The following is a 20,412-nucleotide window of genomic DNA, read 5'->3' on the forward strand; positions in this document are numbered from 1 at the left end:
GCTCCCCCTCCCCCTCCCCTTCCGCCGCTCCTCCCGCCCCCGGAGGCCCACGTGTCCTCGTCCCCGCAGTCCACCACCGGGCAGAGCCCGTACAGAGCCGCCTTCGCGGCGCTGGCAGGCACCTCCATCGAGTGGTACGACTTCTACGCGTTCGCCACCGCCGCGGCGATCGTGTTCAACGACGTGTTCTTCCCGCCGGACATGTCGCCGTACCTCAGGACCCTGTCCGCCTTCGCGACGTTCGCCGTGGGCTTTCTGCTGCGCCCGCTCGGCGGCATCGTCTTCGGACACATCGGTGACCGCGTCGGACGCAAGAAGACCCTGGTCATCACGTTGGTGATGATGGGCGTCGCGTCCTTCTCCATCGGCCTGCTGCCCACGTACGCCCAGGTCGGCGCGCTCGCCCCGATCCTGCTGATCGTGCTGCGCCTGGTCCAGGGCATCGCGATCGGCGGGGAGTGGGGCGGCGCGGTGCTGATCGCCGTGGAGAACGCCCCGCGCGGCAAGGCCGCGTTCTTCGGCTCGTTCGCCCAACTCGGCTCCTCGGTCGGCGCGTTGCTGTCGACCGGCGCCTTCAGCCTGATGAACCTCTTCGGTGACGACGCGTTCATGAGCTGGGGCTGGCGCGTGCCGTTCCTGGCCTCCGCCGTGCTGGTGATCGTGGGGCTGGTCGTCCGGGTCAAGCTGGAGGAGTCCCCGGTCATGGAGGAGGTGCGCAAGGAACAGCAGGCGAAACAGGCGAAGGACGGGGAGGAAGAGACCAGACTTCCCGTGGTGGAGGTCTTCCAGAAGTCCTGGCGGACGGTCCTCATCGGTGTCTTCGCCCTGGCCACCGCGACCGGCGGCTACTACGTCGTGACCAGCTTCCTCCTCTCGTACGGCACCGGCGACCTCCATCTGTCGGAGTCGATGCTGCTCAACGGCCTCACTCTGGCGGCCTTCCTGGAACTCCTCGTCACCCCCTGGCTGTCGTGGCTCGCCGACCGGGTGGGATCGCACAAGGTCGTCATCGCCGGCCTCGTGGGCGTCGTCGTCCTGGCCCTGCCGCAGTTCATGGTGCTGGGCACCGGCAGCGTCCTCCTCATCTGGCTGATGATGCTGGCCATGCGCCTGGTGATGTCCGCGCTGTACGGGCCGATCGCGTCGATCTTCGTCGAGGGCTTCGCGCCGCACGTCCGCTACACCGGCATCTCCCTCTCCTACCAGATCTGCAACATGATCTTCGGCGGCCTCGCACCCCTCGCCGCGGTCTCCCTCGCGGCAGCCGCGGGCGGTCACTACTGGCCGCCGGCCGTCATGCTGATGGTCATCTCGGCGATCGGCATCGTGTGCACGGCCCGCCTCCACCGGCTCGGCAGGACACAGGCCGAGGGACGGCCCCAGGCACCGGCGGCACGCGAGGCGGTGCCGACCGCTACATAACCGTCTGCGGACGCGCGTTCCCCTGCCCGCCCCGCGGGTAGGGGAACGCGTACGTTCAGGCACTCAAGGGGACAGTCATGCACGAGGCGCGCGAACAACAGCACCACAGAACCCGATTAGCCCGCCTGAAATCGCAGGGCACACTGCTGTATCCGCTGGCCCTGGCGGCCCTCCTGCCGCTCCTCGTCGCAGTATGGGTCGGCAGCAGCACCCGAAAACTGATCACAGGCGAGTCCGCCACCGTCCGCACCATCACAGAGTGCGTGGAAGGCGGCGCACAACAGGGGCCCTCCCACTGCTACGGATCGTGGGCGTTCGGGGACGGCCGTACAGCGGCCGGCGAGATCAGCGGCGCCAAGGTGTCCGCCGGTGACACGATCTTCGCGGGCAACGGCTGGGCGTACGACTCCACCTCCCCGCTCCACTGGCAGATATGGGTTCCGGTCACCGTCTTCGGCGCCGCACTCGTCGTACTCGCGGCCGCCTGGCTGAACCACCGCAGGAACCCGGGCAAGCCCGCCCCCGGTTAGCATCGGCCGCATGGCGATGTTCGTGCACCTGACACCCACAGCGAACGCGGCGCGCATCCGCCGTTCCGGAATACGGGCCACCAGCCACGGCCGCGACGGCTCACGGGGCCTCTACTGCTTCCCCGTCCTCCCCTCGTACACCCTCACCCACCAGTGGCTGCGCGAACTGGCCCGGCACGGCGGCCCACGCGGTCTCGTCGCCGTACACATACGACTGCCCGACGACGAACCCGTCACCGTGGGCCGCTACAACCACCACCCCTCGGCCACCACAGCCGCCGAGGCCGTCCGCCGCACAGCCGCCCTGGACGACCCGCGCGGCTGGGAAGTGTTCGTCCCCCGAGCGGTCACCAAACGCGAAGTGCACCGCCTCCGCACCGTCAAGCAGGTCACCGGCTGGCGCTACTTCCCGAACTCCAACGGCAGGACGCCCTGCACCTGCTTCGGTTGCAGGGTGCGCGGCGAGTACGGCTCACAGCGCCTGCGCCGACGGCGACCGCACCCCCTCGACGGCCCGGCACCCGCGGCCCCGGTCCTCCTGCGCCGGATCGCCGCAGCGGGCGACCCCGGTGATCCCTCGGCGCTCACCGAGACCCTCCACTGGTTCGGCCTGCGCCGACGCGGGCCGGTCGATCAGCTGGCCCACCTCGCGGACCACCCGGACCCGCAGGTCCGTGTGGCCCTCGTCGAGGCCGTCGCCAACTGGTCGACACCGGGCGTGACGGAACTCCTCGACCGCCTCGCCCAGGACCCGGACGCGGATGTCCGGGAGGCCGTCGAGTTCACCGTGCCCGAGCCGCAGCCCGAGCAACAGCCCTAACCGAACTCGCACCACACCACCTTGCCCGGGTTCCGCTCCCCCACGCCCCACACATCCGCCAACGCCGCCACGATCACCAGCCCGCGCCCCGACTCCCCGTCCGGCTCCCGCACCCCCGGCTGCCCGTCCCCACTGTCGTGGACCTCGACCCGCAGCAACTTCCCCTCCTCACGCAGCAGCAGCCGCACCAGATACCCCCGACCCGGCGGCACCCCGTGCACCAGCGCATTGGTGGACAGCTCGCTCACACACAGCAGCACGTCATCCAGCCGCGCGCCGAACCCCCAGTCGGTGACAGCTCCTCGTACGAACTCCCGTGCAGCAGGCACCGATCGACGTTCGCGCCGGTAGAACCGCTTGCGCAGCAGCGAGAGTTGCATCGTCTCGTTCATGGAACGAGAGTCACACTCTGTGACTACGCTGCCGCAGTATGCGCACCCGTACAGATTTCTTGTACGGGTCGTGCGCGCGTGACGTACGCACGTAGGTGGGAGTTCGAACCGTATGCACCCCAGGAAGCGGCAGCGCAAGAACGCGTCGGCAATGAAACTCGTGGGCAAACTGGTCGGCGTGTTCCGCGTGGCGGCCGGCCTGACCCAGGCCCAACTCGCGGGCCGGGTGGGCCACCAGGTGGAGACGATCGCCTCCATCGAGCAGGGCAGACGCGCGCTACTGCCTGATCTGGCCCGCCAATTGGACCATCTGCTGGAGGCCAAGGGTGCGCTGGAGACGGCGGTGGACAACATGCCGGAGATCGACCTGATCCCGGCGTGGGCGGAGCAGTACATGGACCTGGAGCGAGACGCACTCGCTCTCTGCTTCTTCGCAAACCAGGTTCTGCCGGGTCTGCTTCAGACCGAGAACTATGCCCGAGCCGTCTTCGACAGCCGAGTCCCCACGTTCAGCAGGGAAGAGATCGACGCCCATGTCGGCAAGCGATTGAAGCGTCAGGAGATTTTGCGCCGCAAAGTGCCCCCGACCACCAGCTTCGTCATCTCCGAGGCCGTTCTCCGAAACCGCCTCGGAGGAAACGAGGTGTACAGGGAGACCTTGCGTCACCTCCGTGCCTGCGCAGATCTGCCAGGCATCACCCTCCAAGTCATGCCACTGTCCCGGCGGACTCACGCAGGACTCGACGGGCCGTTCATCCTGGTGGAAACTCCGGACTATCAGCGCATCGCCTACACCGAAAGCCAGCGCGGCAGCCAACTCATCTCCGATCCCGACGAGATCAGCATCCTCGCGCAGAGGTATGCGATGCTGCGAACGCAGGCCCTCAACACCGAGGAAACGAGGGACCTGCTGGACCGGCTGCTAGGAGAGCAATGAACACCGCACGCAAGTGGTTCAAGTCAAGCTACAGCGGCAGTGACGGCGGCGAATGCCTCGAAGTCGCATACACCTGGCGCAAGTCGACCTACAGCGGCAGCGAAGGCGGGGCCTGCGTCGAGATCGCGGCACACCCCGCCGCCATCCACGTCCGCGACTCCAAGAACCCCGACGGCCCCATCCTCACCGTCGCGCCCACCACCTGGGCGGCCTTCGCCGGCTTCGCCGCCGACCGGCGACTCGTCTGATCCCACGGGAGGGATACCACCGCCATGGCTGTCATCCACCACACCACCCTGACGCCCACCAAGCTGGAACTCCTCTCCTCCTGGCTGCCCGCACAGCCCTGGTACCGCGGCAAGGGGCAGCAGCCCGAGCTGGCCAAGACCGGCGGATTCCGGCTGGACGACCCGAAGGGCGAGGTGGGGATCGAGTTCATGGCGGTCACCGACACGTCGGGGGACCAACCGGTCACGTACCAGGTGCCGTTCAGCTACCGCGGCGCACCGATCGCGGGCGCCGACAAAGCGCTCATCGGCACTACCGAGCACGGGGTTCTGGGGCAGCGGTGGGTGTACGACGGGACGCGTGACCCGGTCCTCGTCGCCCAGCTGTTCGCGCTGATCGTCGGCGAGGCCGAGGCGCAGATGCAGGGCACGAGCGACACCCCCGACCCATCCGTCACCGTTTGGTTCGCGGGGACCGGCGCCACGGCGGCGATCGCCTCCACGACCGTGACCGACGACCCGAGCGGTACGGACCTCCTCGTGGAGACGGCATCCGACGGACGCCGGCTGACCATCCACATCAACCGCGTTCTCCAGCCCGGCCATGACGCCGGTGGGCAGGCACTCGGCCACGTCACCGCAGAGGCGCCGCTGCCCGACGGCACCACTGCGCGCACCGCGTTCGCCGTCGTTCACGCACACCCGTAGTCCGACCCGTTCCGATTGCCGCCGGCCGGCCGCGCCCCACCGTTGTCAGTGGCCGCGTCTAGAGTCGCAGTCATGGCGACGCTCCCGAACCCGCTTCCTTCACTGGCCACCTCCGGGCTCCAACTACCGCCCGGCTCACTGGTCGACGCGACGATCGACGAGCCGTGGCACGAGCCGCTGCTCTGGTACACCGACGAGCCCGCGTCCCCCGGGACATGGACCGCGATGCGCGCCGAGGGGCGGCCGGTCGGGCTTCTGCCCGTGCTGATAGACGGCGGGATACGCGGCCAGTGGCCGGATACCTGGGATCTCGCCCCGGACAGGACGTCGTACCCCGGCGACCACGACGCCGAGGAGGTGCTCGGCGAGTACTGGGCGGACTGCGCGCCCGAAGAACTCGACGCCGCCGACGGCGAATGGCCGGGCCTGGCGCCCAGCCCGTCCGCAGACGGGCCCGACTCCCCGGACGACCTGGCGGCCGAGATGGCCGACCAGTTCACCGAACCGGGCGGATGGTTCCCCGGCGCGCGGCTGGCGCTGGTCCCGGCCCGGCGCAGTGCGGACATACCGGCGGCGATCGGCTGGTCGGGACCGGTCAACTACGAGGACGACGTGGCCCGGCTCTGCGCCGTGCTCCGCTCCTGGGAGGACCGCTTCGGCATACGGGTCGTGGCGCTCGGCTTCGACACCCTGACCGTTTCCGTCGGGCGGCCGCCCACCACCATCGCCGAGGCACGGGCGCTCGCCGCCGAGCATTTCGCGTTCTGCCCGGACACCATCGACCAGAACCCGCCGTACGACCTGGATGTGTACGCCGAGAAGATACTGCTGAACCAGGAGACCTGGTCGTTCTGGTGGGACTGAGTACGACAACTCATGCGGCGTCCCCGGACACCGAGTTGACTCGTACACATGCCCGAAGAAGTCACGAACATCCGCCCCTCGCGCGTCTGGATCGCGTCACTGATCTCCACGATCGTGACGCTCCCGCTCGCGTTCTTCGCCCTGGTCTTCGGCGCTCTCTCGCCGATGGCCTGCGACTCCTGCTCGGAGGCCGACTCCGGCCGGTTCGACGCAAGCTTCGACCCTGCGTGGACGGTGCTCGCCTGCGGCCTGGTACTGGCGCTGGGTGTGCTGATCGCGAGTTGGGTGTTCAGCCGACGCAGGCCGCCGGCCGGTCTCGGCCTCGCCGTGCTCGCGCCCGGCACGGTGTTCGTCGCGTGGGTGACGTTCATGGCTCTGGTCGACTGGCCCTGAGCCTCCAGCGGCGTACCCCTGCGGCGTCAGGGGACCTTGAGCAGGTCGCGGAGTTCGCTCACGTAGGCGCGGACGTCACGTTCGATGGCGGGCTCGGTGACGGCATCCGGGGCGGCGGCTGAGCCATGGACGGCCTGGCGGCAGGGGCGGCAGAGGCCGTCGGGGAGTGCGTCGGGGCGGCCGGGGGCGCCGCACCGGGTGCACTCCACCATCACGCGGCGGACGGGAGCGGCAGGGGCTTCCGGGTCCGGGGTGGCGGGCAGAGCGGGTGGGATCTTGTCGTTGAGCCGACGGCGCAGGAAACCGACGGGCGAGTCGACCTGGGCGGGAAGTCCGGCAGTGAGGGCCTGGGTGAGGTAGCCCGTGCTCACGCCGCGCGCAAGCCATTCGGTGGCGCGCCCCTCCAGCGCCTCGCAATCGGCGGCAGAGAGCGCCAACCTGTTGTCCACGCGTCCGAGTTGAGCCAATGCCAGGTACGCGGGCGAGGGGCACCCCGAGTCCGGCTGCGGGAGCACGGCAGGCTCGGCGGGTGCGACCGGCACGGCGGCCGGAAGCGACTCGTCGAGGGCCGGAACCGGGGGCTCCATGGGGGCCCAGGGCGGCGGGGGTGTGATCGTCGACGGTTCAGGCTCGGGCTCAGCCCCGACCCCGGCCCGGTTGTCCTCGGCAGCGAGGTAGTCGGCCCACCATTCGTTGTCGCGCGCGGTGCGGGACCAGAACGTGCGGAAGACCCAGCGGACCTGGTCGCCCTCGCCCACCAGGCGACGTACACGGCGGAGGTGACCGGCCACCGACAGGGCGGTCAGGGCGCTGCTGACGGCCTGCTGCCCGTAGAGCGGCAGCTGTTTGGCCAGGGCCTTCACATTCATCGCCGCGCCGTCGGGCAGGTGGTCGACGAACCCGGCGACATACCGCTCCCGCTCGGGCAGCAGCGCGAAGTCATCGGCGCGACGGGGATGTTGATCCGGCGCGGACCGCTTGCCGTAACCGGGCTTGGCCATCGGGTACGAAGCCGAGGATGCGGGCGCGCACAGGGCAGGGCTAAAGTTCTGGGTAGCCACAGGATCGCCTTTTCCGATCTTGAGGTGAGACCCCGGCCCGGTGCTTCCAACACCGCGTCGGGGTCGTTTCGTTGTCGGCACCGTAAGCAGTCACGACGCCACGCTGCAAGTCGGTCACGATTAGTCATACTTGCTGGCCGTGACGGGTCAGGGAGATGGGGAGGATTTCCCAACCCCCCTTATCTGCCTACCGGTTACAGAAGCCGCTCGAATCCCGGAACCCGAATCCCGCAGCTCGAATCCCGACGCCCGGATCCCGAAGCTCAACGCCCGGCCGCACCCCCGACCCGTACCCCGCACGAGTGAACCACCGGGTCCGAAGCCCGAATCCCGAATCTCGAATCCCGAAGCCCGGGTTCCGGGCGACGGGGGCCTCCCGGCACGGCGTTCACCGCATACGTAACATTCATGGCTCTGGTCGACCGGCCCCGAGAGGAACCCCGCATGAACCCGTCGCCGGACCGCCTCAACCGCCTCATCCAGGAGTTCCGCGCCCTGCCCGCCACCAGTGACCGCAAGCGCGAGATCGTCGCGGAACTGGACGATGCCCCCGACGCGCTGCCCTTCCTGATCGCGGTCGTCGCAGACCCGCAAGAGTACGACCTCGCCCGCGTCGAGGCCGCCACGATCCTGCGCCTGTGGCCCCCGTCCGACCCGGCCACCGCCCACACCGCCGCCCACGCCCTGCTGGCTGCCCTGAACGACCCCGCGGAGGACCTGGTCCGCCAGTACGCGGCCGAGGCGCTCGGTCCCTACGCCGACGACCCGGCGGTCCACGAGGCCCTCGCCGCCTCCCTGGAGCCGGACGAGGACCCCCTCGTACGGGACAACGCCCTGGCCGCCGTCGCGGAGGCGGGCCCGAGCGATGCCCGTACCGACGTACTGCGCGACCTCACCCAGGACCCCGGCCTCGGCCGGGCGGCGGCCCGCATCCTGACGGCGTGGGGCCGAAGCCCGGACACCCCGGCATAGGTGGCCCAAGCCCCCTGACCCGGACACCCCGGCATGGTGGCCCACCCCCCTCTGTCCGGCTACTGAATCCGGAAACTGTCCACGATCATGTAGTCGCCCGTCTTCATGACACCTCTGAGGGTGTGCGCCCCCGGCGCCAGCCCGGTGCTGCTGAAGACGGTCTTCTGATGCACGCGCGTGGCGTTGTAGTTGTCGATCGTGCCGACGGACCGGCCGTCGATGAAGAGCTCGATCTCGCCCTCATCGGTATTGACCTGGGTGATGAGATCGATCGCGGTCCCGTTGAAGGCGAGCTCGAAGGAGTCCCCAACGGCCTGGGTGGCGTGCACATCGTCGACCCAGCCGCCCGCGCCGCCCCGGCCCTTGTTCTTCCAGTCCCAGCCGGTGCCGCTGTAGACGACACCGGAGGTGTTGTTGATCTGCTCGCCGCCGACGGGCTTGCGCAGGGTCACGTCGGCGGACGCCTGATTGCGCCAGACCTTCAGCGGGACATCGGCACCAGGAGCGGCCTGGTTGTACGCGAGCCAGAAGCTGTTGCGGTCGGTGACCGGCCGGCCGTCGATCTCCCGGATGACGTCATTGGCACGCAGCCCCTGCCGGTACGCCTCCGAGGTGCTCGGCACGGAGGCCAGATGCAGACCGTTGGTGTCGGTCAGCCCCGTGGCGGACTTGATCTCGTCGGAGTAGATCCGGGTCACCGGCACACCCAGCAGCGGTTCCGGAAGGGCGTCGAGGGTGTCGGTGCCAGGCGTCTCCGTGGGCCAGGTGAGCGGCGGCGGGGTGGGTGAGCCCGCCTTGCCGAAGCCGTCCATCGCGATGTTGTGGAAGCCGAGGGCCAGGGCGGGCGAGTCGGACTGGACGGTGTAGTCGAGCTTTGCCGGGTCGGCGAAGGGGGACGCACCCGTGAACTTCGGGTCGGCGATCACCGAGCGGGTGTCCAGCCCGTTCGCCCGCCAGGCGTCGTCGAGGCCCTGGACGGCTTTGCCGTTGTTCCAGAACAGGTTGTCGTTGATGACGGGCTTGCTCCTGGCCATGTCGGCCTGGATCAGGCTGTAGGGGGTGTCGGTGACGAAGACGTTCTTCTCGACGACATCGTCACTGTCCGCGAACCAGACGTGGAAGTGCGCGCCGCCGTTGACGAAGACGTTGTTGCGTACGGTCCGGTGGAAGCCTTCGCGGAGCTTGACCCCGCCGTTGAGCAGCAGATTGTCTTCGATGAGGTAGTTCGAGCTGCCGTCGTCGAGGTCGATGTCCCAGTGCGAGGAGTGCCGGATCCGGTTGTGGCGGATGACGGTGGTCTCCATCGCGTCGAGCTCGGCGTACGACTTCTTCGTTGCGTCGTCGGCGGTCAGCGGCCAGAAGCGGTCGCGGCCCCAGGAGTTGATCGGCCCGTGGTCGGATGTCTCCTTGACGCAGTTGAAGATGTCGTTGTTCTCGATGAGGTGGCCGCCCCAGGTGCCGTCGTTGATGTCGATGCAGGCGCGGGGACCGTCGTGGAGGGTGTTGCCGTCGACGGTGACGCGGCGGCTCATCGATATCTGCACGCCGGAGGTCTGCTTCTCGAACTGTCCGTTGTCGTGCATGTAGTTGTCGCGAATGCTGATGTCGCGAGGGTAGTTCTCGCTCTTCGGTCCGGGCGTGGTGTCGCTGATGGTTCTGCGCATGTTGTCCCAGGTGGAGGGCTCGCGGACCGCGTCCGGGTTGCCGATGACAGCGACATCGGAGGCCCCCGAGTGGCTGAACTCGTTGCCCGAGACGACGTCGTGGCTGTTGTACCCGTCGATCAGGAGCGCGTTGCCGCCGAGCTGATCGAAGCGTGAGTCGCGTACGGAGACGTCCTCGGTGTTCTTCAGATGGACGGCGGCCACCCGCGCCAGAGCCCAGTCGCCGAGCTGGAGCTTCTCGTACGGCTGGTTGAACAGGGTGCGGTGGGTCTGGGTGAACGTGAAGCCGGAGAAGGTCAGATGGCGGACTGCGTCGCCCGGCCCGTTGCCCTCCACCCGGATCAGTTCGTTCTGTTCGGCCGTCTCGACACGGGCCCGCGCGGGATCGACGCCCGCCGGGGGATAGAAGTACAGCTTTCCGGCGGGCTTGTCGTAGAACCACTCGCCGGGTGCGTCGAGCTCTTCGAAGACGTTCTCGACCATGCGGTACGTGGCGTGCAGGCCGCTGCCCCGGTTGTTGTCGCCGACCCAGGCCAGCTCAGGTGTGCCGTCCGCCTTCACACCGGTGACCTTGAAGGAGTTCCCGCCCCACATCCCGTCGTGCAGTCCGCGTACGAGCGCCGTCGTCGGATTCTTCCAACGGGCCACGCGCTCGGCGGAGATGGCGTCCGACGCGTACCCGCCGAGGATCGCCGTATCCGGGTCGTAGTCGGGGTAGCGGGCGAGCGTCTGCCGCTGTCCGTCGACGAAGAGCCCGTCGAAGTCGAGGCCGGCTCCGATGTCCGCGACCTTGATCGTGCCGGAATAGGACTGCCAGCGAGGTGCGAGCGAACGGCCGCCACTGATGACGACGCGCTCGCCGGGCGCCGCGGCGTACCGGACCGGAGCCTTGGCGGTACCGGAATCGGCGGCGCTGAACTTCAGGGAGGACCGCAGCCGGTACGTACCCCCGTGCACCACGACGTCGACCGGTCTCTGCTCCCGCACCCCCTTGCGCAACGAAGCACGGACCGCCTTCTGGGCCCGCTCCAGCGTCCGGAACGGCTTGGCGGCCGAGCCGTTGGCCCGGTCATTGCCGTGGGGCGAGACATGAAAGGTGACGGCCTCACCGCTCCTGCCGCCGGCGGCGGCCGGCACGACGGGCAGCACGGCCAGCCCGACGCCCAGCGCGGCGGTGGCCACGACGGCAGTCAGTGCTGAGGCCGGGTTTCGGCGGCGGGGGCGGGAACCTGGGACGGCGCGCACGGGCACTCCTCATCGACGGTCACATCGGGTTGGCTTCCACGAAAGTCAGGCATCCAATGTCTGCGCCCAACTTCTGCGAGTTGTACGGGGATTACCGCGCCGAAAGCTATAAATACATCGGATGACCGTCAAGAGATTGAACCAAAAAGAGTCCCCGCCCGCCCCAGCATCGGGACAGACGGGGACTCATCGGTCCGGCGTCACCAAGGGGCAGCCGCTCAGCGCCGCCCCAGCCGCTGCGCGACCTCCGTCGCCCAGTACGTCAGGATCATCTGCGCACCGGCCCGCCGGATCCCGGTCAGGCTCTCCATGATCGCCGCGTCCCGGTCGATCCAGCCCCGCTCGGCGGCGGCCTCGATCATCGCGTACTCACCGCTGATCTGGTACGCGGCGACCGGCACGTCCACCGACTCGGCGACCTTGGCGAGGATGTCGAGGTACGGTCCGGCCGGCTTGACCATGACCATGTCGGCGCCCTCTTCGAGGTCGAGCGCCAGCTCGCGCAGGGACTCACGGGCGTTCGCCGGGTCCTGCTGGTACGTCTTGCGGTCGCCCTTCAGCGCGGAGCCGACGGCCTCGCGGAACGGCCCGTAGAACGCCGACGAGTACTTGACCGTGTAGGCGAGGATCGAGACGTCCTCGTGGCCCGTCTGGTCGAGCGCGTCACGGACGACGCCGACCTGGCCGTCCATCATGCCGCTGGGGCCGACCACATGGGCGCCCGCATCAGCCTGGACCTGGGCCATCTCGGCGTACCGCTCCAGCGTCGCATCGTTGTCGACGCGGCCGTCGGCGGTCAGGACACCGCAATGGCCGTGGTCGGTGGACTCGTCCAGGCACAGGTCCGACATGACGACGAGATCGTCACCGACCTCCTCGCGCACCGCGCGCAGACCGACCTGGAGGATGCCGTCCGGGTCGGTGCCCGCCGTGCCCCGGGCGTCCTTCTTCTCGTCCAGGGGAACGCCGAAGAGCATGATCCCGGAGACCCCGGCCGACACCGCCTCGACGGCGGCCTTCCGCAGGGTGTCCAGGGTGTGCTGCTGAACGCCGGGCATGGCCGAGATGGCGACGGGCGCGTCGATGCCCTCGCGTACGAACGCGGGCAGGATCAGGTTCGCCGGGTCGAGCCGTGTCTCGGCGACCATGCGCCGCATCGCCGGGGTCGTCCGCAGCCGCCGGGGGCGGGAGCCGGGGAAGTTTCCGTACACAGTCATGCTTCGAGACTAGACCCGTACACATCACCGTCTTACCGACACCCGTGCCGGAAAAACGGGCGGGCGGCCCGGCCGCCGAAGCAGCCGGACCGCCCGGTCCTCACACGTCACTCGGGTCAGGTCGTCGTACGACGCCGCCGCGCACCCGGACGCCGCTCGCTCGGCCGCGTCACCGGGTCACCGGCCTCCTTCGCCGCCTCCCGGCGCTGCGCGCCGAACTCGGCGAGGGCCTCGGCCAGCTTGTGCACCGAAGGCTCCGGGGACAGGACGTCGACGCGCAGGCCGTGCTCCTCCGCGGTCTTCGCCGTCGCCGGGCCGATACACGCGATGACCGTCACGTTGTGCGGCTTGCCAGCGATGCCGACCAGGTTCCGTACGGTCGACGACGAGGTGAAGAGCACCGCGTCGAAGCCGCCGCCCTTGATGGCCTCACGCGTGTCGGCAGGCGGCGGCGAGGCGCGGACCGTGCGGTACGCGGTGACGTCGTCGACCTCCCAGCCCAGCTCGATGAGCCCGGCCACCAGCGTCTCGGTGGCGATGTCGGCGCGCGGCAGGAAGACACGGTCGATCGGGTCGAAGACCGGGTCGTACGGCGGCCAGTCCTCCAGCAGACCGGCGGCGGACTGCTCACCGGACGGCACCAGGTCCGGCTTCACACCGAAGTCGACGAGCGCGGCGGCGGTCTGCTCGCCGACGGCCGCGACCTTGATCCCGGCGAAGGCACGGGCGTCGAGCCCGTACTCCTCGAACTTCTCCCGGACGGCCTTCACGGCGTTGACGCTGGTGAAGGCGATCCACTCGTAGCGGCCCGTGACCAGGCCCTTGACCGCGCGCTCCATCTGCTGGGGCGTCCGAGGCGGCTCGACGGCGATCGTCGGGACCTCGTGCGGCACGGCACCGTACGAACGAAGCTGGTCGGAAAGCGACGCCGCCTGCTCCTTGGTACGCGGGACGAGCACCTTCCAGCCGAACAGCGGCTTGGACTCGAACCACGCGAGCTGGTCGCGCTGGGCGGCGGAGCTGCGCTCACCGACCACGGCTATGACGGGCTGGTGCCCGTCCGGCGACGGGAGGACCTTCGCCTGCTTCAGGACCTGGGCGATCGTCCCGAGGGTCGCCGTCCAGGTGCGCTGGCGGGTGGTCGTACCGGCCACCGTCACGGTCAGCGGGGTATCGGGCTTGCGGCCCGCCGAGACCAGCTCACCGGCGGCCGAGGCCACCGAGTCGAGGGTCGTCGAGATGACGGCCGTGGCATCGCTCGCGCCGACCTCGGACCAGCAGCGGTCCGAGGCGGTACGGGCGTCGACGAACCGGACGTCGGCGCCCTGCGCGTCACGCAGCGGCACACCGGCGTACGCGGGCACGCCCACGACGTTGGCGACACCCGGCACGACCTCGAAGGGGATACCGGCGGTGGCGCAGGCGAGCATCTCGGCGCCGGCGTTCCCGTCCAGTCCCGGGTCGCCCGAGACGGCACGGACGACCCGCCTGCCGCCCTTCGCTGCCTCCATGACAAGATTGGCCGCATCCCTGAGAACGGGAACACCGGCGGCTGTTGACTGCGCGTCAACAATCGCCAGCTCAGGCGTGCTTACGCCTGCCCGCGCATGGCAGCGAACGACGCCGAGAACGTCCGGTTCGGCGACAAGGACGTCCGCGCTCGCGAGCGCCTCGACGGCGCGCAGAGTCAGCAGTCCCGGGTCGCCGGGACCGGCGCCGAGGAAGGTGACGTGCCCTGCGGACAGGACAGGAAAGTCGGATGCGGCGGGGCCGGTGGGGCTCAAAGTGCTCGCTCCCCCATAAGACCGGCCGCACCCTTGGCAAGCATCTCGGCCGCGAGTTCGCGACCGAGGGCCGCCGCGTCGTCGTGCGACGTGGGGACGGGACCGGTGGTGGACATCTGTACCAGCGAGGAACCGTCGGTGGAACCGACGACACCGCGCAGGCGCAGTTCGTTGACAACCTGCCCGTCGACCAGGAGGTCGGCCAGCGCACCCACAGGTGCGGAGCAGCCGGCCTCCAGGGCGGCGAGCAGGGCACGCTCGGCGGTCACGGCGGCCCGGGTGTACGGGTCGTCGAGCTCGGCGAGCGCGGCGGCGAGGTCTGCGCTGGTCGCAGCGCATTCGATCGCCAGTGCTCCCTGGCCGGGAGCGGGCAGGACGGTGTCGACCGACAGGAAATCGGTCACCTCACCGGTCCGGCCGAGGCGGCTGAGTCCGGCCGCGGCGAGTACCACCGCGTCCAGCTCCCCGCTTCGTACAAATCCGATACGCGTATCGACGTTCCCCCGGATCGGCACGGTCTCGATGTCGAGGCCGTGGTTGCGGGCGTACGCGTTGAGCTGCGCCATGCGGCGCGGCGAGCCGGTGCCGATGCGGGCACCGGACGGCAGCTGCTCGAAGGTCAGCCCGTCCCGCGCCACCAGTACGTCGCGCGGGTCCTCGCGCACCGGTACGGCGGCCAGGACGAGGCCCTCGGGCTGGGCGGTCGGCAGGTCCTTGAGCGAGTGGACGGCGAAGTCCACCTCGCCGCGCAGCAGCGCGTCGCGCAGCGCGGCGACGAACACGCCGGTGCCGCCGATCTGCGCCAGGTGCTCCCGGGAGGTGTCGCCGTACGTGGTGATCTCGACGAGCTCGACGGCGCGCCCGGTCACCTCGCTGACCGCGTCGGCGACGAGGCCGGACTGCGCCATGGCGAGCTTGCTGCGCCGGGTCCCCAGCCGCAGCGGCGTGGTGGCCCCCGCGCCCAGGGGTGAGTTGTCGGTCATGACCGCCCTCGATTCGGGTCGTTCAGGTCTGCCCGGGAGACGGCGGCGACCGTCTGCGGGTCGAGGTCGAAGAGTTCCCGCAGCGCATCGGCGTACCCGGCGCCGCCGGGCTCGCTGGCGAGCTGCTTGACCCGCACGGTGGGCGCGTGCAGGAGCTTGTCGACGACGCGGCGCACGGTCTGCGTGATCTCGGCGCGCTGCTTCTCGTCCAGGTCGGGGAGGCGTCCGTCGAGCCGCGCGATCTCGCCCGCGACCACTCCGGCGGCCATCGTGCGCAGGGCGACGACGGTCGGGGTGATGTGGGCGGCGCGCTGAGCGGCACCGAAGGCGGCGACCTCGTCGGCGACGATGGTGCGCACCTGGTCCACATCGGCGGCCATCGGGGCGTCCGCGGACGCCTCGGCGAGCGACTCGATGTCGACGAGGCGCACACCGTCGAGGCGCGCGGTGGCTCCGTCGATGTCGCGCGGCATGGCGAGGTCGAGCAGGGCGAGGCGGACGGGGCCGGTGCCCTGGGCGGGCACGGTGGCCCGGCGGACGGCCTGGCGCACCGTGCCGGCGGTGCCGTTCTCCACCCAGGCGGCGTGCCGGTCGGGGTCGGCGGGCGGCGCGGGGACGGACGCGGCGGGCGCCTCGTACGCGGGGTCGAAGGCCAGGCCGAGCGCTCCGGCGACGGCCTCGGCGGTCAGCACGAGACCCGTCGCGCCGGTGCACGAGACGACGACATCGGCACGTGTCAGTTCGTCGGAGACCGCGGCCATCTCCACGGCGTGAGCGGCCACTCCCGTACCGCCGGGCTGGCCCAGGATCTCGACGAGCCGGTCGGCGCGGGCCCGGGTCCGGTTGGCGACGACGATCTCGGCGACACCGGTACGGGCCAGGGTGGCGGCGGCCAGCGAGGACATCGAACCGGCGCCGATCACCAGGGCGCGCTTGCCCCTGGCCCAGTCGGCGACGTCCGCACCGGCCGCGAGCTGTTCGAGACCGAAGGTGACGAGCGACTGCCCGGCCCGGTCGATCCCGGTCTCGCTGTGGGCACGCTTGCCGACCCGCAGGGCCTGCTGGAACAGGTCGTTCAGCAGCCGGCCGGCGGTGTGGATCTCCTGCCCCAGCGCCAGCGCGTCCTTGATCTGGCCGAGGATCTGGCCCTCGCCGACGACCATCGAGTCCAGCCCGCAGGCCACCGAGAAGAGGTGGTGGACGGCCCGGTCCTCGTAGTGCACATAGAGATACGGAGTGAGCTCGTCCAGTCCGACGCCACTGTGCTGGGCGAGGAGCGTGGACAGCTCGGCGACGCCCGCGTGGAACTTGTCCACGTCGGCGTACAGCTCGATGCGGTTGCAGGTGGCCAGCACGGCGGCCTCGACCGCGGGCTCCGCGGCAAGGGTGTCCTGGAGGAGCTTGGCCTGCGTCTCGGCAGCCAGCGAGGCCCGCTCCAGTACGGAGACGGGGGCGCTGCGGTGGCTCAGCCCTACGACAAGAAGACTCATGCCGGCATCACGGCGGGCATGTCCCCGTCGGGTCCCTTCCGGCTGCCGGTGGCGGCGCGCACGGGCGGTGCGGCCGGGTCCGGGCTGCTCTCTGCCCCGTCCTCGCCGGCCTTGCGCTGCTCGTGGAAGGCGAGGATCTGAAGCTCGATGGAGAGGTCGACCTTGCGGACGTCGACGCCGTCGGGCACGGACAGCACCGTCGGCGCGAAGTTCAGGATGGAGGTGACACCCGCGGCGACGAGCCGGTCGCAGACCTGCTGCGCGGCACCGGCCGGGGTCGAGATGACGCCGATCGACACACCGTTGTCGCCGACGATCTTCTCCAGCTCGTCGGCGTGCTGCACGGGAATCCCGGCGACGGGCGTTCCGGCCATCGCGGGGTCGGCGTCGATCAGTGCGGCGACCCGGAAACCACGGGAGGCGAAGCCGCCGTAGTTGGCGAGCGCGGCGCCGAGGTTACCGATACCGACGATCACGACCGGCCAGTCCTGGGTGAGCCCGAGCTCGCGGGAGATCTGGTAGACGAGATACTCGACGTCGTACCCGACACCACGCGTCCCGTAGGACCCGAGGTAGCTGAAGTCCTTGCGCAACTTGGCAGAGTTGACCCCCGCCGCCGCAGCGAGCTCCTCGGACGAAACCGTGGGGACCGAGCGCTCGGAGAGCGCGGTCAGTGCGCGCAGGTACAGCGGAAGTCGGGCGACGGTGGCCTCGGGAATTCCTCGGCTACGGGTCGCCGGTCGGTGATTTCGGCCAGTTGCCACGGTGCTCCTGCGGGATGAGCGGGGCTGCAGGCGGCCGTATGTCCCAAGGCCGCCCCGTCGAATGCAGGCTATGTCTTTGTGAACGCGTGCACAAAGATAGTGTCCGTTTTGTCCGGTCAAAGTGACCGGGGTCACGCACATTCGTTGCGCGATCCCGGAACCAAGGATCGCATCAGCCCGTTGCAGGCCCGAAGGGGGCAAAGCGGTACACACTCCTCACAGCCACTCCCCCGAGACCACTCAAAACGCCCACGATGGTAACCGCGTTTTCCTCACGAACGCAGCGCGTTGCGCAGCCTCGCCGGGTCCACCCGCCAGAACGTGTGCTGTTCGTTATCGATCAGGACAACCGGGATCTGCTCCCAGTACTCCCGGTGCAGCTCCTCGTCCTGGGTGATGTCCTTCTCCTCCCAGGACACACCGGTCTCCGCACAGACCTCCCGCACCACCGCCCTCGCGTCGTCACAGAGGTGACATCCGGGCTTCCCGACCAGGGTCACCACCCGGTCCGCGGGCTTCTTCTTCGTACGTCGCAGCAGGGCACTCATGCCTTCATTCTGCGCCGGAAAAGGCCGCCCCTCCGAGCCTGAAGGGGACCGGCACTCCGAGCCGGAAGGGGAATGCTTCCACCCTTGATCCGATACGCCCCGAATCGCCCTTTTAACAAATCGGCAGCCGAGAGTTCACGGCACGGCATCCCGGCAGGTCGGGAAGGGCCGAACAGACTGGCTATGCTCACGACATGGCCGCTCTTGGATGGCTCACACCCCGCAGGCGCCCCGCGACAGCACGGAGCGTGCTGGCAGGCGAGGCCGCAGCTGAGGCAGCGCGGAAGTCCTCCCTCCCCTCCGAACTCCCCGACGACCAGTCCTCCGCCACCGACCAGGGCACCTCTGTCCTCACCGCGACCGAGGAACCGCCCTTCCCCGTCGTCGGCGACGACCGGGCCGCCGCCTTCTTCGACCTGGACAACACCGTGATGCAGGGCGCGGCGATCTTCCACTTCGGCCGCGGCCTGTACAAGCGGAAGTTCTTCCAGCGCCGCGAGCTGACCCGGTTCGCCTGGCAGCAGGCCTGGTTCCGGCTGGCCGGCGTCGAGGACCCGGAGCACATGCAGGACGCCCGCGACAGCGCCCTGTCCATCGTCAAGGGCCACCGCGTCTCCGAGCTGATGTCCATCGGCGAGGAGATCTACGACGAGTACATGGCCGACCGCATCTGGCCCGGCACCCGCGCCCTCGCCCAGGCCCATCTCGACGCCGGACAGCGCGTCTGGCTGGTCACCGCCGCCCCGGTGGAAACCGCCACGATCATCGCCCGCCGTCTCGGCCTGACCGGCGCGCTCGGCACGGTCGCCGAGTCCGTCGACGGCGTCTACACCGGCCGCCTGGTCGGCGAGCCGCTGCACGGCCCCGCGAAGGCCGAGGCGGTCCGCGCCCTGGCCGCGGCCGAGGGCCTGGACCTCGACCGCTGTGCGGCGTACAGCGATTCGCACAACGACATCCCGATGCTGTCCCTGGTCGGACACCCGTACGCGATCAACCCGGACTCCAAGCTCCGCAAGCACGCCCGCGCGCTCGACTGGCGACTGCGGGACTACCGGACGGGCCGCAAGGCGGCCAAGGTCGGCATCCCGGCCGCGGCCGGCGTCGGCGCCCTCGCGGGCGGCACCGCGGCCGCCGTCGCCCTGCACCGCCGCCGCCGCTGACGCTGACGCACATCCGTTCGCGCCCCGCCCGGTCCCGCCGGGGGCCGCCGGGGGCCGCCGAGCCACGCCCGAACGCCTGCCGCCAATCGGGACCCCTTACCCGCCGGCCGCGCCCGCCAGTCGGATTGCTCGCACCCGACCACAACCCGTCGCGCCCGTAGGCAGATCGCGAAGTAATCCGATCAATAATCGGTCACGATGTGCTACTTGATGCATCGATTAGTCGCTACAGAAACGACGTAATCGATGATTTGCGCAACTGGGTGTAGCACTGCCTGTACGAAGCGTTATTCTCCTCAGACGCATTCCGGAACCCACCACTCACTACGACGAGTGACGGTTTCGAACTGCACGTGATGGAAGCTCTGCCTCTGGGAGTCCCGTGTACCCACACGTCGGGGTTGACGCCTCGGGCCTGGCTACGCTGCGCGCAACGGTCGCCGACCGCTTGCGCGGCTTCGTCCCCACCGCGTACGCCGTACCCGCATTTGCCACCCCTGCACCTGTCGGCCCTTGCTACGCCCTGGCCGAACGCGGTGCAGCGGTCGGAAGACGCAGCAACCGCGGCGCAACTACTACGTCCACCGTTCGCCGGCCCACCGCCGACAGCGACAGCGCGCGCATGATGGATCTCGTCGAGCGCGCACAGGCCGGCGAGGCTGACGCCTTCGGCCGCCTCTACGACCAGTACAGCGACACCGTCTACCGCTACATCTACTACCGCGTGGGCGGCAAGGCCACAGCGGAGGACCTCACCAGTGAGACCTTCCTGCGCGCCCTGCGCCGTATCTCCACGTTCACCTGGCAGGGCCGCGACTTCGGCGCCTGGCTGGTCACGATCGCCCGCAACCTGGTAGCCGACCACTTCAAGTCCAGCCGCTTCCGGCTGGAGGTGACCACCGGCGAAATGCTCGACGCCAACGAGGTCGAGCGCAGCCCGGAGGACTCCGTCCTGGAGTCCCTCTCCAACGCCGCACTGCTGCAGGCCGTGCGCCGACTCAACCCCCAGCAGCAGGAGTGCGTGACCCTGCGCTTCCTGCAGGGCCTCTCGGTCGCCGAGACCGCCCGGGTCATGGGCAAGAACGAGGGCGCGATCAAGACCCTGCAGTACCGCGCCGTCCGCACCCTGGCACGGCTCCTTCCGGACGATGCCCGCTGACCCCACCCCAGGCCGAATCACTCTCGGCAATATGTTCATCACGCACTGGTCCGATCATCCTTCGTGCGTAAC

At 69.7% G+C, this 20,412-nt stretch carries 20 protein-coding genes; 11 read left to right on the forward strand and 9 right to left on the reverse strand.

Annotation, left to right across the window (positions count from 1 at the left end; genetic code table 11):
- Nucleotides 1–51: 51 nt before the first annotated feature.
- The 3 genes from ACGFU7_RS29680 (at nt 52) to ACGFU7_RS29690 (ending at nt 2,772) form a co-directional block, all read left to right on the forward strand.
- Nucleotides 52–1,422 carry an MFS transporter gene (locus tag ACGFU7_RS29680; protein WP_393699749.1) on the forward strand — a complete coding sequence of 457 codons (1,371 nt, stop codon included), beginning with the start codon at nt 52–54 and terminating at the stop codon, nt 1,420–1,422.
- Between the two features lie 77 nt (nt 1,423–1,499).
- Nucleotides 1,500–1,952, forward strand: coding sequence for a hypothetical protein (locus tag ACGFU7_RS29685; RefSeq protein ID WP_393699751.1), 453 nt, complete (start codon nt 1,500–1,502; stop codon nt 1,950–1,952).
- 10 nt (nt 1,953–1,962) lie between these two features.
- Nucleotides 1,963–2,772, forward strand: a complete 810-nt coding sequence (locus ACGFU7_RS29690) for a HEAT repeat domain-containing protein (protein WP_393699753.1) — start codon at nt 1,963–1,965, stop codon at nt 2,770–2,772.
- Here the strand turns inward: ACGFU7_RS29690 and ACGFU7_RS29695 are convergent.
- A complete protein-coding gene (locus ACGFU7_RS29695; protein ID WP_393699755.1) occupies nt 2,769–3,164 on the reverse strand; it encodes an ATP-binding protein in 396 nt (131 codons plus the stop codon). The genes ACGFU7_RS29690 and ACGFU7_RS29695 overlap by 4 nt on opposite strands.
- 151 nt (nt 3,165–3,315) lie before the next feature.
- Here ACGFU7_RS29695 and ACGFU7_RS29700 point away from each other — a divergent pair, with 151 nt between their 5' ends.
- The 5 genes from ACGFU7_RS29700 (at nt 3,316) to ACGFU7_RS29720 (ending at nt 6,293) form a co-directional block, all read left to right on the forward strand.
- Entirely contained in the window at nt 3,316–4,101 is a 786-nt protein-coding gene (locus ACGFU7_RS29700) for a Scr1 family TA system antitoxin-like transcriptional regulator (protein ID WP_393699802.1), read from the forward strand.
- Nucleotides 4,098–4,349, forward strand: coding sequence for a DUF397 domain-containing protein (locus tag ACGFU7_RS29705; RefSeq protein WP_393699756.1), 252 nt, complete (start codon nt 4,098–4,100; stop codon nt 4,347–4,349). The genes ACGFU7_RS29700 and ACGFU7_RS29705 overlap by 4 nt, the downstream gene beginning before the upstream one ends.
- Before the next feature lie 24 nt (nt 4,350–4,373).
- Nucleotides 4,374–5,036: a 1,4-alpha-glucan branching protein gene (locus tag ACGFU7_RS29710; RefSeq protein ID WP_393699758.1), complete on the forward strand. Its 663-nt coding sequence runs from the start codon at nt 4,374–4,376 to the stop codon at nt 5,034–5,036.
- Between the two features lie 72 nt (nt 5,037–5,108).
- Nucleotides 5,109–5,900 carry a DUF4253 domain-containing protein gene (locus tag ACGFU7_RS29715; protein WP_393699760.1) on the forward strand — a complete coding sequence of 264 codons (792 nt, stop codon included), beginning with the start codon at nt 5,109–5,111 and terminating at the stop codon, nt 5,898–5,900.
- A 48-nt stretch (nt 5,901–5,948) separates the two neighbouring features.
- Nucleotides 5,949–6,293, forward strand: a complete 345-nt coding sequence (locus ACGFU7_RS29720) for a hypothetical protein (RefSeq protein ID WP_393699761.1) — start codon at nt 5,949–5,951, stop codon at nt 6,291–6,293.
- Between the two features lie 26 nt (nt 6,294–6,319).
- On the opposite strand, the gene ACGFU7_RS29725 is transcribed toward ACGFU7_RS29720, so the two are convergent.
- Nucleotides 6,320–7,354, reverse strand: coding sequence for a MarR family transcriptional regulator (locus ACGFU7_RS29725; RefSeq protein WP_393699763.1), 1,035 nt, complete (start codon nt 7,352–7,354; stop codon nt 6,320–6,322).
- 444 nt (nt 7,355–7,798) lie between these two features.
- On the opposite strand from ACGFU7_RS29725, the gene ACGFU7_RS29730 reads away from it, so the two are divergent.
- Nucleotides 7,799–8,326, forward strand: a complete 528-nt coding sequence (locus ACGFU7_RS29730) for a HEAT repeat domain-containing protein (protein ID WP_393699764.1) — start codon at nt 7,799–7,801, stop codon at nt 8,324–8,326.
- A 59-nt stretch (nt 8,327–8,385) separates the two neighbouring features.
- Here the strand turns inward: ACGFU7_RS29730 and ACGFU7_RS29735 are convergent, their stop codons facing one another.
- The 7 genes from ACGFU7_RS29735 to ACGFU7_RS29765 form a co-directional block, all read right to left on the reverse strand.
- A complete protein-coding gene (locus ACGFU7_RS29735) occupies nt 8,386–11,235 on the reverse strand; it encodes a right-handed parallel beta-helix repeat-containing protein (protein WP_393699765.1) in 2,850 nt (949 codons plus the stop codon).
- A 218-nt stretch (nt 11,236–11,453) separates the two neighbouring features.
- Nucleotides 11,454–12,452 (reverse strand): porphobilinogen synthase, encoded by a 999-nt coding sequence (gene hemB / locus ACGFU7_RS29740; protein WP_393699767.1) that lies wholly within the window; start codon nt 12,450–12,452, stop codon nt 11,454–11,456.
- Nucleotides 12,453–12,568: 116 nt separating this feature from the next.
- Entirely contained in the window at nt 12,569–14,236 is a 1,668-nt protein-coding gene (locus ACGFU7_RS29745) for a uroporphyrinogen-III synthase (RefSeq protein WP_393699769.1), read from the reverse strand.
- Entirely contained in the window at nt 14,233–15,219 is a 987-nt protein-coding gene (gene hemC / locus ACGFU7_RS29750) for a hydroxymethylbilane synthase (RefSeq protein ID WP_393699770.1), read from the reverse strand. The genes ACGFU7_RS29745 and hemC overlap by 4 nt, the downstream gene beginning before the upstream one ends.
- Nucleotides 15,216–16,709, reverse strand: coding sequence for a glutamyl-tRNA reductase (locus tag ACGFU7_RS29755; protein ID WP_393699772.1), 1,494 nt, complete (start codon nt 16,707–16,709; stop codon nt 15,216–15,218). The genes hemC and ACGFU7_RS29755 overlap by 4 nt, the downstream gene beginning before the upstream one ends.
- Nucleotides 16,706–17,473 (reverse strand): redox-sensing transcriptional repressor Rex, encoded by a 768-nt coding sequence (locus ACGFU7_RS29760; RefSeq protein ID WP_393699774.1) that lies wholly within the window; start codon nt 17,471–17,473, stop codon nt 16,706–16,708. The genes ACGFU7_RS29755 and ACGFU7_RS29760 overlap by 4 nt, the downstream gene beginning before the upstream one ends.
- A 272-nt stretch (nt 17,474–17,745) precedes the next feature.
- Nucleotides 17,746–18,021, reverse strand: a complete 276-nt coding sequence (locus ACGFU7_RS29765) for a glutaredoxin family protein (RefSeq protein ID WP_393699775.1) — start codon at nt 18,019–18,021, stop codon at nt 17,746–17,748.
- Nucleotides 18,022–18,215: 194 nt separating this feature from the next.
- On the opposite strand from ACGFU7_RS29765, the gene ACGFU7_RS29770 reads away from it, so the two are divergent.
- Both ACGFU7_RS29770 and ACGFU7_RS29775 read left to right on the forward strand, forming a co-directional pair.
- Nucleotides 18,216–19,181: an HAD family hydrolase gene (locus tag ACGFU7_RS29770; protein ID WP_393699777.1), complete on the forward strand. Its 966-nt coding sequence runs from the start codon at nt 18,216–18,218 to the stop codon at nt 19,179–19,181.
- Between the two features lie 382 nt (nt 19,182–19,563).
- Nucleotides 19,564–20,340, forward strand: coding sequence for an ECF subfamily RNA polymerase sigma factor, BldN family (locus ACGFU7_RS29775; protein WP_030928170.1), 777 nt, complete (start codon nt 19,564–19,566; stop codon nt 20,338–20,340).
- Nucleotides 20,341–20,412 lie beyond the last annotated feature (72 nt).

This window comes from Streptomyces sp. NPDC048473, assembly GCF_043200155.1.
Lineage (GTDB): Bacteria > Actinomycetota > Actinomycetes > Streptomycetales > Streptomycetaceae > Streptomyces.